The sequence below is a fragment of the Sphingobacterium ginsenosidimutans genome (assembly GCF_039536865.1).
GTDB lineage: Bacteria > Bacteroidota > Bacteroidia > Sphingobacteriales > Sphingobacteriaceae > Sphingobacterium > Sphingobacterium detergens.
In genome coordinates this window covers 40,764-56,987 of the sequence record NZ_BAAAZK010000002.1, presented here as the reverse complement: position 1 = coordinate 56,987, position 16,224 = coordinate 40,764, and the positions used below count along the sequence as shown (strand labels likewise).

At 40.3% G+C, this 16,224-nt stretch carries 11 protein-coding genes; 2 read left to right on the top strand and 9 right to left on the bottom strand.

The features are described 5' to 3' along the window. Positions 1-73: 73 nt before the first annotated feature. The 4 genes from ABFX33_RS00225 to ABFX33_RS00210 all read right to left on the bottom strand — a co-directional run bounded on the left by ABFX33_RS00225 (position 74) and on the right by ABFX33_RS00210 (position 7,181). The gene (locus ABFX33_RS00225; RefSeq protein ID WP_346083508.1) at positions 74-1,543 is read right to left on the bottom strand and encodes a RagB/SusD family nutrient uptake outer membrane protein; all 1,470 of its coding nucleotides are present in this window, start codon (positions 1,541-1,543) and stop codon (positions 74-76) included. A gap of 18 nt (positions 1,544-1,561) precedes the next feature. Beyond that, on the bottom strand, positions 1,562-4,768 hold the full coding sequence (locus ABFX33_RS00220; protein ID WP_346083506.1) for a SusC/RagA family TonB-linked outer membrane protein: 3,207 nt from the start codon (positions 4,766-4,768) through the stop codon (positions 1,562-1,564). 124 nt (positions 4,769-4,892) lie between these two features. After that, entirely contained in the window at positions 4,893-5,948 is a 1,056-nt protein-coding gene (locus tag ABFX33_RS00215; RefSeq protein ID WP_346083504.1) for a dipeptide epimerase, read from the bottom strand. Between the two features lie 6 nt (positions 5,949-5,954). Then, on the bottom strand, positions 5,955-7,181 hold the full coding sequence (locus ABFX33_RS00210; RefSeq protein WP_346083502.1) for a C40 family peptidase: 1,227 nt from the start codon (positions 7,179-7,181) through the stop codon (positions 5,955-5,957). 474 nt (positions 7,182-7,655) lie between these two features. On the opposite strand from ABFX33_RS00210, the gene ABFX33_RS00205 reads away from it, so the two are divergent. Both ABFX33_RS00205 and msrA read left to right on the top strand, forming a co-directional pair. Further along, the gene (locus tag ABFX33_RS00205; RefSeq protein ID WP_346083501.1) at positions 7,656-8,684 is read left to right on the top strand and encodes a glycosylasparaginase; all 1,029 of its coding nucleotides are present in this window, start codon (positions 7,656-7,658) and stop codon (positions 8,682-8,684) included. 308 nt (positions 8,685-8,992) lie between these two features. Beyond that, positions 8,993-9,508 carry a peptide-methionine (S)-S-oxide reductase MsrA gene (gene msrA, locus ABFX33_RS00200; protein WP_120259952.1) on the top strand — a complete coding sequence of 172 codons (516 nt, stop codon included), beginning with the start codon at positions 8,993-8,995 and terminating at the stop codon, positions 9,506-9,508. 187 nt (positions 9,509-9,695) lie between these two features. On the opposite strand, the gene ABFX33_RS00195 is transcribed toward msrA, so the two are convergent. The 5 genes from ABFX33_RS00195 to ABFX33_RS00175 all read right to left on the bottom strand — a co-directional run bounded on the left by ABFX33_RS00195 (position 9,696) and on the right by ABFX33_RS00175 (position 16,048). Next, positions 9,696-12,428 carry a DNA gyrase/topoisomerase IV subunit A gene (locus tag ABFX33_RS00195; RefSeq protein WP_346083499.1) on the bottom strand — a complete coding sequence of 911 codons (2,733 nt, stop codon included), beginning with the start codon at positions 12,426-12,428 and terminating at the stop codon, positions 9,696-9,698. A 143-nt stretch (positions 12,429-12,571) separates the two neighbouring features. Then, on the bottom strand, positions 12,572-13,120 hold the full coding sequence (locus ABFX33_RS00190; protein WP_346083498.1) for a GNAT family N-acetyltransferase: 549 nt from the start codon (positions 13,118-13,120) through the stop codon (positions 12,572-12,574). Between the two features lie 27 nt (positions 13,121-13,147). After that, the gene (locus ABFX33_RS00185) at positions 13,148-13,825 is read right to left on the bottom strand and encodes an ABC transporter ATP-binding protein (RefSeq protein ID WP_346083496.1); all 678 of its coding nucleotides are present in this window, start codon (positions 13,823-13,825) and stop codon (positions 13,148-13,150) included. Beyond that, the gene (locus ABFX33_RS00180) at positions 13,822-14,736 is read right to left on the bottom strand and encodes a hypothetical protein (protein ID WP_346083495.1); all 915 of its coding nucleotides are present in this window, start codon (positions 14,734-14,736) and stop codon (positions 13,822-13,824) included. Before ABFX33_RS00180 ends, ABFX33_RS00185 begins: the two co-directional genes overlap by 4 nt. Positions 14,737-14,884: 148 nt before the next feature. After that, positions 14,885-16,048: an MFS transporter gene (locus ABFX33_RS00175; RefSeq protein WP_346083494.1), complete on the bottom strand. Its 1,164-nt coding sequence runs from the start codon at positions 16,046-16,048 to the stop codon at positions 14,885-14,887. Positions 16,049-16,224 lie beyond the last annotated feature (176 nt).

Here is a 16,224-nt window from a genome sequence, read left to right as displayed (position 1 = left end):
CGAAAGCGTATTTACAATCAAAAAAAGCACCCCGAGCCGGGGTGCTTTTTCATTGTAGAGATGGCCTATACAACTAGTAACTCGGGTTTTGTTGATTTGCGATAGCCGGATTCGCATTCATTTCATCTAAAGAAATTGGAAGAATCGTTTTGAAAAAAGTTCGGTCTATTGTCTTAGGTCTATTGGTTGTGCTGATATTACCAAGATCATCGTCAAATGTGATCGACTTATTCCAGCGCATCATATCGAAGAATCGATGGCCTTCACCTAAGAGCTCTTTGCTTCTTTCGTCAGCTATCATATCCAAAGTAACTGTATTGGAGGTTGCGGCATCCAGTTTTGGAGATCGTTGACGAATAGCATTCAAATAGGTTGCTGCAAGGTTTTTGTCTGGAGATGGTTTCAGTAAAGCGGATTCAGCAGCGATGAGGTACACTTCTGAAAGGCGAATGACTTTGATATTTACGGCAGTACTATTTGCTGGTGAATTTTTGTCTCCGGCAAGGGTAGTGCTTCCACTATACTTGTACAAAGCGCCCAGATGTGTGCTGCCAACCTCATCAGATCCCATTACTCCCCATCTCACATCAGTGTCGTCAGTTTTAAGTTTCGTTAGGAATGGGTCTGCGGCGATAAAATTTCCCAAAATAGCCGCACTTCCATGTCCTTTCCTACGAAACATTGCCCCAAGAGAATTTACACCCGCATCGGCTTCATTGGGATAGACACCAAGTTCAAAAATTGATTCTGTACCAAACATGCTAGTCCAGGATTTTACCCAGTCAGCGTTGCTGTACAAGGTATACACTTTGGAGTCGATTATCTCCTGAGCAGCTTTTAGCGCATTGTCATAATCGTTCATGTAAAGATAGACACGTGCTTGCAATGCTTTATTCGCAAAATAGTTAATATATCCGTTTGCTTTTGATTTAGATAATAAGCTTTCAGAATCTTTAAGATCTTGGAGAATCTGCTTATAATTTTCATCGACAGAGACGCGTTTTTCCTGTGCGTTGTATTCAAGTACTTTGGTTACATTGGGAATACCCAAGGATGACTTATCCATATTATATGGCTTGCCATATAATCTCACTAGATCAAAATTAATTAATGCTCTAGCTGTTAATGCTTGTCCTTTATAGGAAGCAAAATCTTCCGTTGAAACGGCGTTGACCAGTTTATCTATACTTGCTAGGAGATTATTAATTTGTACCAGTGAGTGGAATCCTTGGATCCAAATGTTAGCATAGGGATTTGATGATGCAGAATGATTAAATACGTATAAGTAGTCGTAACCTCGTCCTTGCGAGGCGATGGTAAAGTCCCCACCTTTTGCATCCGCATAAAGTGGGAAATTTCTACCATAATAATCAACATTTGCCATTTTGCTCATTAGTCCATTCATAATAACTTTTGCATCGGCTGCAGTTTGTATAGATGTATTGGAATCTCCCATGTTTGTAGGAGTGACATCCAGAAAATTACTGCAGGAGCTAATTGCTAAAGATATAGATATGCACGAGGCGATAAAAAGCTTTTTCATATTACTGTTTTTTGTCCATTAAAAACTAAATTCAACACCAAAAGTGTATGTTTTTGCCAGTGGTGTTTCCCAACCGCGGGTACCAAATTGATTCACTTCAGGATCCATGTATTTGTACTTGGAAAGCGTGAGCAAATTACTGCCATTAAAATATAGTCTAGCATTTGAAATTCCGGCTCTACTCAATAATGTATTTGGTAATCTATAGCTTAGGGAGATATTTTTTAGTCTGATATAGGAGGCGTCAAATAATTGTCTACTGCTAATCTGGTTGACATCTTCTAGATCTCTACCGGTTACCATGGGATAAGTTCCCCCTGTGTTTGATGGTGACCAAGAGTCTTCAACAAAGTATTCTGAATGGATCCGTTCCCAATAATACCCATCATCTGCGACATCTTTTGATGTAGCATCATATAGTTTGCCGCCTATCTTGTAAGCAAAGTTCAATCCCAATGAAAAGTTTTTATAGTCAATATCCGAATTTATACCACCATATAATTTGGGATTGGCATTTCCAATAATTGTCTGCTTCGCATTTTTATAATTATAAGTTGCTGCTTTCCCATTAAACATGAATTCACCTGTGGTGCCATCATTGGTATACCATACATTTTTTCCATTGGTTTGGTCCGTGCCAGCCCATTCCAGTCCAAAGAAAGACAACGCAGATTCACCTTCACGGTATACGTACCTTGCCCTATTATCTCCACCGGTAGGGTCAAACCAGACAATATCTTGTCCGCCGTATAGTTTTGTCACTTTCGATGAAATAAAAGTCGCATTAGCACTTAAAGTCCATTTCCAGTTTTCATTTTTAACAATATCCGACCCTAGTTCAATTTCTAAGCCTTTGTTGTTCATCTCACCCACATTTCTCAGTATAGACTTAAAACCCGTGATTGTAGAAATCGGAACATCCTGTAGCAGACTTTTTGAATCCCTATTGAAATATTCGAGTGTACCAAAGAGCTTGTTGTTAAATAACCCGAATTCCAAAGCGATGTTGGTCTGGTAATTTAATTCCCAGGCGACGTCCGGATTACCCAGGTTGTTTAATCCGCCTCCAGGTTGTGTCATATATTTATTGGAATAACTGGTCAAGTTTCTCCAGGCATAGTTACTTGTGGGTAAAGTTCCGTTAGTTCCGTAAGAACCTCTAAATCTCAGGTTATTGATTTGTTCAATGTCCTTGATAAAAGATTCTTTTGCTAGATTCCATGAAGCTGCGACCGACCAAAAATTGCCCCATCGCGGACCAGGTCCTAACCGTGATGCACCATCCCTTCTAAAGGAAGCTGAGGCAAAATACCGTTCATCAAAATTATACTCAGCTCTGGATAAAATGGACATCATGTTGAAGCCTTCTGAATATGCGGAGGCATCCAAAATACCAGCAGTAGCGACTGTATGAAGAGATGAAGAGGGAAGATCTTTACCTGTGGCACGAATAAAATCTGTGGTGTTTTTTTCAGCCTCGAAACCTGCCAATAAACTCAAATTGTGCAGACCGAAGCTTTTGTTATAATTGGCAGTTGTGGAGGAGACTAATTTCTCGATGGATGTAGAAACTTCGGTGACACGACCATTGTCTGCCATGCCATTATAATGTTTGGCACTGTAGTAAATATGGTCTTTTACCTCTGTATTATCGTAAGAGAAAATCGTTTTCAGGGTTAGCTCTGGTAGGAGCTTTAAAGTCAACGATTCTATGGCGGAAATTTTGCTCGTTTTTGATGAGTTCTCCCATTCTTTGTTGTAGTATAATGGGTTATAAGCTAGACTGCCATAGCGGGCAGTGTATTCTTTGCCTGTTTTATAATCAGTTGGCCAATACATCTGCCATAAAAGATTGCGCGTTTGATACAGGTAATTTGTTCCTGTATTTCGCGTATCGTTCATGCCAATTAATTTGTTCTTTGCGTAGTTGATATTGGATCCAAATTCTAGGTATTTTCCGATTTTCTGTGTTAAATTGACCCGTCCATTAATGCGGTCAAAATTATTTTCAATAATCCTGCTTTTATCTTGTGTATAGTTCAACGATGCATAGTAGTTTGTCTTCTCCGTTGCTCCACTGACCGATATATCGTTGGTGTTAAATATACCTGTTCTAAATAATGCTTTATTCCAATCGTAGTATTTTCCGTCGCGGTTTTCCATTCCGTCAGTTTTTCCCGAAATATGGACGTTCTCCCATTGTGATGTGCCATCGGTACTAAATTGGTAACCATGGATACCAAATCCATAGGCAGGATTTGGTTTGCCATAATTTGCAGAATTGGGATTCCATTCCAATGAATTCAGGCGGTTGAGTGTATTCTTGTTTGCTTGCTCTGCTGTCTGGCCTGATGCTATCCGAGAATCATATAGGATGCTATAGAGCATATTGATCTGGTCTTGTACAGAAGCAGTTTCATTATTTTTTGTGGCCCAGGATGGGCTTATGCCGATCGAGGATTTAACGTTGATCTTAGGCTCGCCATTTTTTCCCCTTTTTGTTGTAATGATGATTACTCCATTAGCCGCCCGAGATCCATACAAAGAGGATGCAGCAGCATCTTTCAGTACGGAGATTGATTCGATGTCACTTGGATTCAATGTACTCATTACATTGTTTGTATTGACGATGTAATCGCCCATTTGCCCAACACTTCCGGAGATAACTGGGACGCCATCAATCACATATAACGGATCGTTGGACGCGTTCATTGATCCAATTCCTCGGATACGTATGGCCGAGGTAGCTCCCGCTTGACCTGATCCATTTGATAGTTGCAAACCAGCGACACGTCCAGTTAATGCTTTTTCAAAAGATGTGACCGGTTGTTTATCTATTGCATCAGATTTTACCTGTGCAGCCGAGCCTGTATAAGTGCTTTTTTTTGCAGTACCATAGGCAATGACGATAACCTCATCTAAGGCTTGTTCGTTGCTGACGAGTGTAATGCTGATCGTTTTCCGGCCATTAACCTGAACCTCCTGCGCATTATAGCCAACAGCAGATAGCATTAGTGTGGTATTCGAATTTGCATTGAGTGTGAATAAGCCTTGTTCGTTGGTGGATGTTCCTTGGCTGGATCCTTTAACATTTATGGTAACTCCACTGATGGGATTTCCATTGCTGTCGGTGATTTTTCCAGCAATCTGAATCTGTTGCGCGTATAGTGACTGCATCGAACTACAGGCTATGAGACACAACGTTGTGAGCACATGTTGTTTCATAAAGTGTGAATTGATTAATTTAGTTTGTTAATATCTTGGTAAAATTGGCTATTGGTTACAACTCCGATAGCGATTCAATGCAATGTTTTTCTTTAAGACAAAAAACATTGCATTGAATATAATGTTATTTTCTTAAAATTCCAATTCCAGGACGGTCCGGCAAGATGCAGTTTCCGTTGATCACTGTCATTCCGTCGTAGATATCATTATCGATCAGTAATGCCCCATCTAGATCTGCCCAGTCGGTCAATGGTGCTAATTGCGCTGCGGCGCTGATGGCACATGAGGTTTCAGTCATGCAACCGATCATTACTTTCATTTCGAGAGAACGTGCAAGTTCGGCCATTCGTTTGGCTTCACGCATGCCTGTGCATTTCATCAGTTTGATGTTGATACCACTATAAACTCCTTTTAGGGCAGGTACATCAACCAAACGTTGACAGCCCTCATCCGCAATTGTTGGTATTGGACTATGTTCAGTCAGCCAGGCATTATCATCAATCTGTTCTTTGGGCATGGGTTGTTCAAGGAAAGATACATTTCGCTCAGCTAGCCAATGAGCCATTTCCAGCGCTTCTTCCCGCGTTTTCCAACCTTGATTGACATCTGCACATAATGGACGGTCAGTGACCTGACGAATGGTGTCAATGATCATCTTATCGGTATCCAAACCCAATTTTACTTTTAGGATCTTAAATTGATCCGCTTCAGCGACCTTTTTACGGATCATATCCTCCGTATCGATGCCGATAGTGTAGGACGTCGGTGGAATAAGATCGGGGTTTAATCCCCAGATTTTATAAAACGGCTGGCCCATAATCTTACCAAGTACATCGTGCAATGCGATGTCTATGGCTGCTTTTGCTGCAGTATTTTTTGTTGCTACTTGATCTATATAGTGTAAGATCTCTTCGGTTTGGAAAGGGGAGTTGAATGCTGATAGATCAATTTGATTTAAAAAAGCCATAACACTTTCCTGCGATTCACCAAGGTATGGTGGCATGCTGGCCTCACCATAACCTACAATGCCATCGTACTCCAGTTCGGTCAACACCACAGGTGTTGTACTTCGGCTGTAGGAAGCAACAGTGAAAACATGCCGTAGTGTTAACGTATATGGACGGAACCGTAATTTAAAAACCCCAAAGTCTTTGCTGATCCATTCAGATTGGTTGCTCATCTTGATTTATTTGTTGATGTAATAATTGCTTTCAGCGATTTTTTGAATTGCGCTATCTTTGGCTCCAAGGTAACGGCGGGCTGCTACCACAGTACGTGTTTGGAAGTCGTCGTAATCTGGCGAATCTTTTAGCATGCTGTTTATACGGACTAATCCTGCAGCATGAATAAAAGTACCATTGCCAATATAAAGGGCTACATGGGTTACCCGGGCGTTGGGATTACTGTTTTTACCAGCAGCAAAGAAAAGTAAATCTGCAGGTTTAAGGTTTTTGAGTGCTTTGCTCGCATCGAAATGACCCTCATTGTCTAGAATGTCTATCTTCTCGCCGGCCAGTACCTGTTGCGATGCATCTCTGGGTATAACAAAACCATTCATAAAGAAACTTGTTTTGGTAAAACCACTGCAATCGACTCCTTTAACGGATGTTCCACCCCATAAGTAAGGTAGTCCCAACATTGTTTTTGCGCTTGCGATAATATTGTCGGCCGTAGGGGTACGCGTATCCAACCAGTTTTTTAAGGTTAGACTTTCAGATTTCTTGATATATCCTTTTCGGCCATCGGGGTAAGCAATCGTATAAAAGTTGCCTTTCTGTCCTGTTAATTTTAAGATGTCGCCATAAACTAAATCCGATACCCGTAGGCTCTTCTCATCGGCTTCGGTATAGGATTTGCCAAATTCATTGGTGTAGATCAGTTTGTCCGCTTGTCTCCAGCTGTCAATTTCAGTTTTATCCATTACAGCTATTGAAGAGCTAGGTACCCATGCGATATAGCCGTCGGGTGTCCGTACACGGTATTCACCACTTTTTTTCTGCAATAAATCTACTTGTGTGCCCAGTAAGACCTGACTTGTCAATTCTGCGGCATTATTCGGATCGGTACGCATGTTGGCAACGGACAGTCTTATTACGCCGTTAGTTTTACCTTCGACACTCGCGTCAGGTAATAGTTGGATTTGGATATTAGCGGATATTTCTTTCGCTTTTTGTTCGAGTACGAACTTCGCATCTTTTTCGGTTGTTTCGAGGATATATTGATTTTGTGGAATATCCGCTTTCTGAATGGCCACAATTTTCGTTCTGCGATCTGGTGCAAATTCACGTTTTACGTTTTCTTGCAATTCTTTGACTTTGAAATATGTTGTGGAATCTACCTGCTGTGCATGGCCATGACTTGTGCCAATAAGACTTGCACATGCTAAAATGGCGAATTTTAGTGTGTTTTTCATGCTGATTAGTTTGTTTCTAAAGATAGGATTAATTCACAATATAAATCAATGTTTATTGTCGATTTTTAAGTGATTGGAATATTGTGTTGCTAAAAAACGAATCTTTAGGCCTAATTTTAATTAATTTGTCTATTTGCTAAAACCATTTTGTATTATTGCTTATTGATAGCGAAATCAGCTTTTTTTGGTGATTCTCCTTCTGAAGATAAGTCAGGGAGCGATTGAGATCCTTTTTGGGGCCAATAGGCATGCTAAAAAAAGCAGATATTCTTGTTCCCGATTTCGTTGGATTGCAAGCGTAATTGAGCGGTTTTATCATGCAATTGTTACGATAATCCAATAGGAGGTAGGAGCATCTTAGAATCATCGTTATGGAGCATTATGCTCATGAGAATCAAAAAGTAGTATATCCATGTTTGGAGGGTAGGAGGCTACTCAAATGAAACAGGGGGTTAAAAGATAAATAATTTACATATGAGTTCTAGACGTAATTTTATTAAGCAAGGTTTTATGGCGGCTACGGCTATAGGTACCTTGAGTGCATTCGATACAAAAGGGTTGACGATTGCATCTAGTGTCAAGGTGAAGAAATATCCTATCGTGATATCGACATGGGATTTTGGGATAGCGGCAAATAAAGCAGCATGGGAGATCTTGTCGAAAGGTGGAAAAGCGCTTGACGCTGTCGAGCAGGGTGTACGTGTACCCGAAGCGGATTTGAAGAATATGACTGTAGGTAAAGGGGGGTATCCAGATCGTGATGGACATGTGACCCTAGATGCCTGTATTATGGATGCTGATGGTAATTGTGGCGCAGTGGCTGGTATGGAAAAAATTGGTCATCCGATCTCCGTGGCCCGTCTAGTGATGGAGAAAACACCACATGTCATGCTTGTTGGTGAAGGGGCATTGCAATTTGCATTGGAAAATGGTTTTCAAGAAGAGAATTTATTGACGCCAGAAGGGGAGAAAGCGTGGAAAGAGTGGTTAAAGGAGAAGAAATACAAGCCTGTTGTTAATATTGAAAATAAAACTTTTGCTGCGGAGCGCCTACCAGGCAATCAATACAATCACGATACTATAGGTATGTTAGCCTTGGATGCCAACGGAAATATCTCCGGAGCCTGTACGACCAGCGGAATGGCATTTAAGATGCATGGCCGGGTAGGGGATAGTCCGATTATCGGAGCTGGACTCTATGTGGATAATGAAGTTGGAGGGGCTACTTCGACCGGTGTCGGTGAAGAAGTTATTCGAAATGTTGGTAGTTTTTTGGTGGTTGAGTTAATGCGCCAAGGATATTCACCTGAAGATGCCTGTAAGGAAGCGGTAATGCGTATTGTGAAGAAAAAGCCCGCAATTGCCAAAGAAATACAAGTTGGATTTTTGGCGATTAACAGAAAAGGGGAGTATGGAGCTTATGCATTGCAGGAGGGATTCTCTTATGCTGTTTGCGACAGCAAACAGCAAGATCTATTGATCAAAGGAAAACATTATTATTAGTAACTAGAGATATTAGTATCTAGATATTAGATTTTAGATGTGAGATTTGAGACAAAGGATCAGGGACTGGTTTAACAAGCGTCCGGATTTGATGTTCAGCTTAATCTTTGTTCTTTAATCCAGATCTTATGCTCCATAATCCTTATTATTCTTTAGTCTCTTTTAGAATACGGGTTTAGATAGAAGTATTAAATTTATTATTGATTATCTTTGTATAAGCGACGTTAGCGTGAGAACAATGAGATAACAAGTATGTCAAGGGCTTAAAAATCAAAGTCTCAATACTCAATACTAAATACAATAAAAATATGAAAGCAACATTTGGAGGTGGATGTTTTTGGTGTACGGAAGTGATTTTCCAAAATACCGAGGGAGTGACATCCGTATTGCCTGGATATATGGGAGGTCATATCGATCATCCTACTTATGAACAGGTCTGTACAGGTACAACCGATCACGTAGAAGTGGTGGAGTTGGAGTATGATGATGAGTTGGTCAATTATGAGGATCTGTTGAAAATTTTCTTTAAGACTCATAATCCGACAACATTGAACCGCCAGGGTAATGATGTGGGTACGCAGTATCGTTCTGTGGTCTTTTATCACAATGAAGAACAGGAAATCTTAGCAAAAAACTTTATTGATGAGTTGGAAAACGAGGATGTCTATGAAGATCCAATTGTAACAGCGGTTGAACCGGCATCAACATTTTGGCTTGCTGAAAATTATCATCATAATTATTTTAATGATCATCCTGAGAACCCGTTCTGTTCGGTGGTCATTGCGCCGAAACTTCAAAAGTTCTTAAAGGAATTTAAAGCCTAAAAGCTTTATATAGGAGCTTTGTGTCAAGCATAGCGAATTGATAGTGGGCTGTTTATTAGAGGGGGAGGAGGATTGAAACAAGTCCTTGGTTACCTTTGAGAACTAACAGTGATCAATAACAATATAAAAAGGCTCGAATATATATTCGAGCCTTTCCTTTATGCGGATTACTTATTGAAAAATGCTGTTAAAACATTTCCATTTGCCCTTTGTCATCAATTTGGATGTCGTCAGGATTAGTGATCTCTAATTTGATGTCATCTTCTTTTTTATCATTGGATGCATCTGTCGCAGTTTCAGTAGTTGCAGCCTCCGCCTTTGTCTCTTCGGATTTTGTTTCTCCGTCTATAGAAGCTGCCTCCGTTTTTTTCTTTCCTTTCTCACTGAGATCCTCATCTGCAGTAATTAAGGCAACAGATTTTACGGTATGGAAGGAAAGACGATTACCTTGCGCCTTTATGCCTTTGACATCAATGATTTCAGTCAATGGTTGTTCCAGCGTTTCCTCCGTTTGAGATTTACCTTTTAGAATATCTAATTTGACTGTAGGTTCAGCCGCATTGCTCATTAGAACTAGTTTTGAACCAGGTTCTTCATTGATAAACGAAATGCGTTTACCAATAGGCTGGTCATCAAATTTAAAACGTTTGACGAAATAGGTGCCGCTCTTACCATCTTGATGTACTACGGTATAAACATGTTCAGGATAGAATTTCTCAATACGGATCATTTTCTCATCAAAGTGGTTGCTAAGATCGAAGTTCGATAACTCGTAGCTACCATCAGAAAGTACAACCAATATTTTATCATCACCATCAAATTCGCCTAAATATTGGCCGCGTTCATCTGCATTTAAGCGTTTCATGATAGTGTCGTACCAAATTTTTCGTCCGGCAAGTGTTGAAATACCGGAGCTTTTGAAGGCGATTTTCTTGACTGGGTATTTGGAAACAATATTTCCTTGGGATGCACGACCTTTAATGGCAATTTCAGCGAAATCCATGTCGAAATTCAATTTGCGTAATTTCGTGTGCGGTTTGAGCTGTATATTGACAACTTCTGCCTCGCCGTTTGGATTAGCAGTGAAATACAAAACTTTTGATCCTTTAGATCCTTTGGATACGTCGTATTCCTTGTCGCGGGTAACGCCAACAACAGAAAAACGTTTGATATAACTTGTACCAGTTTCGCCTTCTTTATAGATAACGTTGTATATCGTGCGTTCGTCACCTTTTTTGAAGACCGCCACATGAATAATCCCTTTACCAACAAATACTTTATCCTGAATCTTGCTGACGACATATTTGCCATCTTCGCGGAAAACAATGATATCATCTATATCTGAGCAATCGCATACGAACTCATCTTTCTTCATTCCTGAACCGATGAAACCTTCTTCACGATTGACATATAGTTTGGCATTGGCTAATGCAACTTGCGTTGCCTCAACCTTATCAAAGATGCGTAATTCTGTTTTGCGCTCACGATCTTTGCTGTATTTTTCACGCAATTTTTCATACCAGGCAATGGCATATTCGGTCAACTGACGCAAATGACGTTTAACTTCTTTGATCTCATTTTCGAGCGTCTTCATCGTTTCGTCTGATTTTTTTACGTCGAAACGTGTAATGCTACTCATTGGTTTATCGATCAATTTCTTATAGTCCTCAGGAAGAATTTCACGATAAAACTGTTCAAAGAATGGCTCAAACAAGCGATTTAAAACCTGAACGACAGTATCAAAGTCACCGGCATTTTCATAATCGGCATGTTTGTACATCCCTTCTTGGATGAATATCTTTAATAAGCTATTGAAGAAGATTTTTTCCTGAAGATCATTTAAACGGATCTCTAGTTCACGCTTCAATAGATTTTTTGTGTTTTTGGTGTTTTCAATCAAGATGTCATTGACACTCATAAAATGAGGCTTCTCATCCTTGATGACACAGGTGTTTGGAGAGATAGAAACCTCACAAGCTGTGAATGCGTATAGTGCATCGATCGTAACATCAGGAGATATTCCCGGTGCTAAATGCACGATGATTTCAACATTTCCAGCCGTGTTATCTTCGATTTTCTTGATTTTGATTTTACCTTTTTCATTTGCGGTGACAACACTTTCGATAAGCCCGCCAGTGGTGGTACCAAAAGGAATCTCGGTGATCGCTAAAGTCTTTTTATCCCGCTCCTCAATTTTAGCACGCACACGGATCTTTCCGCCACGTTGACCTTCGTTGTAGTTAGACACATCGGCCATACCACCTGTGGGAAAATCAGGAAGAATATTCGGGCGTTCGCCGTTCAGTACCTGAATTGAGCCATCAATGAGTTCAATAAAGTTGTGCGGCATAATCTTGGTCGCTAAACCTACAGCAATACCTTCTGCTCCCTGCGCCAGAAGCAAAGGGAATTTAACAGGTAAAGTGACTGGCTCACGATTACGTCCATCGTAACTCTGTTGCCATTCCGTCGTTTCGGGATTGAAGACAACTTCATTTGCAAATTTAGAAAGTCGTCCCTCAATATAACGTGGTGCCGCCGCCGAATCGCCAGTAATGGGGAACCCCCAGTTACCTTGACAGTCAATCAATAGATCTTTTTGTCCCAACTGTACCATGGCATCTCCAATGGACGCATCTCCATGTGGGTGATACTTCATGGTGTTACCAATAACGTTGGCGGCCTTATTATATCGTCCGTCATCCATTTCCTTTAAGGAATGGAGAATACGACGTTGTACGGGTTTCAAGCCGTCATTTATATGGGGTACAGCTCTATCCAAGATCACATAGGACGCATAATCCAAAAACCAGTTCTCGTACAGTCCAGATAAAGGTATTGTCTGACTTCCGCCCTCTGTTTTTCCTGATCCTAATTCTTCTTGGTTATCTTCCGTTGGGAAGTTTGTTTCGTCACTCATTTACTCAGCAATAGATTAAATTGTACAATACAGAAATGTTCAAAATTTTATTTTATTCGAACGTGTAAAAATACAAAACCATTTTGTTTTATCCCAGTGAAACTATGAAAAGTTAAAAAAATTAGTTTTTAAAGCTAACATAATTAGTTTGATTTAGCGTCTTCGACCAGATCATACCAAAAACAACGGATATCCCAACGGTCGAAATGAAACTCTTCGGTGACCTGAAAACCCACTTTTTCCAATACATGTCTTGATCCCTCGTTTTCGGTATGGGTGATGGCATGGAGCTCGAAATGAGTCAGATGCTCACGATAATACTGCATACAGGCTAATGCCGCTTCAGTAGCATATCCTTTGCCCCAGGATTCCATCCTGAAACGATAGCCGAGGTCCAGGAATCCGATACGTCCATTTTCCAATTCATCAATATATTTAAATCCTGTCCAGCCGATCCATTGATTGCTTGATTTTTCAACGACTCCCAGTCGGCCAATACCATATTTTTCATATTGTTGCAGAATGAGAGCGATCGCTTTTTCCATATCTTCGATGGATTGAACAGGCTCTTTATTGAGAAAGGTATGTACCTCAGGCTGTGAATCCATAGCAAAAAAAAAGTCCTTATCGTCCATGCTTATCGGACGGATGATTAGACGTTCGGTTTCTAATGTGGGTAGGTATTTTTCCATCTTATTTCTTTTGAGTTTTACAGGGCTTCAAAGCCAGAGTTTATCGATATCTTTTTTTAATATTTTTTCCTTCATTTCTTCTTCAAAATCACCAAACTGTTCTTTTTTGACAGATTTGCTGATCCGGCCTTCTTCAAGGACCAAGATCTCATCACAGGTATCCTTTAATGTCGAAAATATATGCGATGAAATCAGGATGGTTTTGTTCATGGATTTTAGGCGTAGTATAATTTCGGTTAGGATAATACTGCTTTGTAAATCTATCCCGTTAAAAGGTTCATCCAGAATGTAGAAACTGTTGTCCTGAAGCAGGGTTGCTGTCAGCGCCAGTTTCTTTTTCATCCCTGTAGAATAGGAACTTGCATACTCTTTCAACGGTAGCTCGAAGATATTTCTTTCATCGAGGTTTTTAATGCTTTTCCCACGGGCATCGGTAAGGAGGTAGATATACTCTTCACCCGTCAGTTTTGATAAGAAATACGGATCTGATGTTAGATAGCCTAGGTGGTTCTTAAGTGGTTCTAAGTTCGCATTGATCTGCCCTGAAGCTGTTTCTAAACCTGCTATACAACGAAATAAGGTTGTTTTTCCAGCACCGTTTTCGCCTACGATACCGTAGACCTTTCCGTCCTCAAAAGTAAAGGTGACCTCTTGCAAGACCTGATGCTGACCAAAGGATTTACTGATATGAATAAGCTCGATCATAAATAGTTTTTTAGATTTTTGAGGGCTTTAAAGTAATAGAAAGGTAATAATGCCAATATCAGTGGATAGAAGCTGAAACATAATACCAGTGCAAAGCCCTCCGGAAAATTGATCTCTCTAGGATAAGCGACATATTTTAAGGTAATAGCAAAAGGGAGTAGGAATAGTATACCACCCAATACAATTAACGCATTAAACCATTCTGCTGAAAAAATAAAAACGTATGTCACTATGAGCGGGAGAACAAATAAAAGGCATTGCAGTATTCCACGTCTAAATTTACCCAGGAGAAATCTGGCCGGCGTTTCTCGGCTGCTCCAAAGATAAAATACGGGTTCTGGTAGCTGATAATAGAACATAGAGGTTAGTGCTATACCTACTACGCAAAATAGAACGAGGTTGGGGTTGGTTACATAGAAACCAATTGCCGCCAGCATATACAAAACGAGAATCAGCAGATAGCTCCTTCGGAACCCGATAATAAATTCAAATGGTTTCTTTGCGAATGGGGTTGGGAGGGATTTGCCAAGAGTTTTAAAGACCAAAAAGGCAAATATAACAGCTAAGGCAATGAGCGCGAGGCTATATAACCATAGCCCTCGAAATAGAAAAATAGCAAGGGTTGGCAAAATGACGATGTTATTTTCCAGTAGTCTGATCGTGTAAAAATCTTTTTTACTAAAGGTATTTTTCAGAAAATCGTTCCTATTTTTTTCGGTCAGGAGAAAGAGTAATTGGAAGTTGCTAAGCAGTAGGGCATAGCTCCCAAAAACAGGATACTGTAGCAGCAGGTAATAGGCCAGATAACAGGCTCCCAGTAACAAAAGTGGTGCAACCATTATCGGAAGGCCAGTCGCCTTAAAATGGCGTGTCAACAATTTATATTGAAGCTTTAAATAATTATTTATCATTTGCTATCTGTTTATAAATAGTCATGCAAGCGATCCTATCGTCTGCTAATTGTAATAGCTATAGATCGGATGATTTTTATTTGTGCTACTCATTGCAAAATTTTCTCGATTTATAAAAATCAATCTCATATCTTTTTTATATCTAAAACTAAGATTTTCTTTGCCAATTTAGCATATAGAGTAAAGCGATCACGAGTACGACGGCATTTGCATACATAATTTGTGGAATGCGAAGAATAACATCCGCATAATATAATCCAGCGAGGAGCGCCCCAAGACCAATTCCCGCTTCGAGTGAAATATACATGGTTGCGACCGCCTTGCCGCGATGTTCAGGGATACTCAGGTCAATAGTCCAGGCGTTAACCGCGGGAGATAATATACCGGTGCCAATACCATAGATGCTCGCTCCAATCATCATACCGATAAAGCTATCCCCAAAACCAATCACCACCAAAGCAATGGCAATAATCACTATGCCTGTGATAATAACTTTTGGCCTTCCATAGCGATCGGAGACCTTTCCCGAAACAAAGCGTATCAAGACGGATGCGATTGTAAATGCCAGGAAAAAAAGACCCTTATTTTTAAGTCCTAGGTGTTCACTCCAGTCTGGTATAAGGGTCAGGATTACACCGTATGCCGTATAGGATAGAAATGTAACTATTCCAGCCGGAAGTGCACGCCATTCAATGATATCCTTTCGGTCTATTTTCAGCATGGAAAGGTTGAATCTTTCCTTTTTGACAAGGGTTTCCTTCATATTGATGACAATGAGGATTGATAATAAAGCCATGAAGGAAGAGGAGTAAAACATGATGTTAATTCCAAAAGCGTCAAAAATTGCGCTCCCTATTGCAGGGCCTACTGCGGTGCCGACACTGAATGCAAGCCCATGCATTCCCAAGGCTTCGCCCCATCTTTTTTGGGGGACAAGATCCGCAACATAAGCTGAGGTGGATGTAGGCTTAAAACCGGTCGAGAAACCGTGGATCAACCGAAGAAACAGAAAGCCTGCGACGGAAGTTAAGATCGGATAAAGAAAACCACAGATAAAACAGACGATGGATCCGATGGCCATGACGGGTACACGGCCCCAGCGATCGGTCAGCTTACCGCTGAATGGTCTTGAAATTCCGGCAGTCAATGTAAATAATGCGATGATCAGCCCCTTGTATTCGGCCCCACCCAAACTACTCAGGTAATTAGGGAGCTCTGGAATAATCATATTGAAACTCGAGGAGAATAGGAGTGAGCTCAGGCAGAGTAAAATAAATTGAAGCGTATAGATGGATTTCTGTTCAGATGGCATTTTAAAACAATTGTCGTGCATGAATATTTCTTCAAGTCTGCGATACCGTGGAAGATACCTTTACTTTTTGAAGAGTAGGTCAAATGTACAGCTTTTGAAACGATTAAACTTTTTCTTTTGTTCAAAATTTTAAAATCCTTTCAATGGTAACATAAAAATAATCATGCGGAAATCCA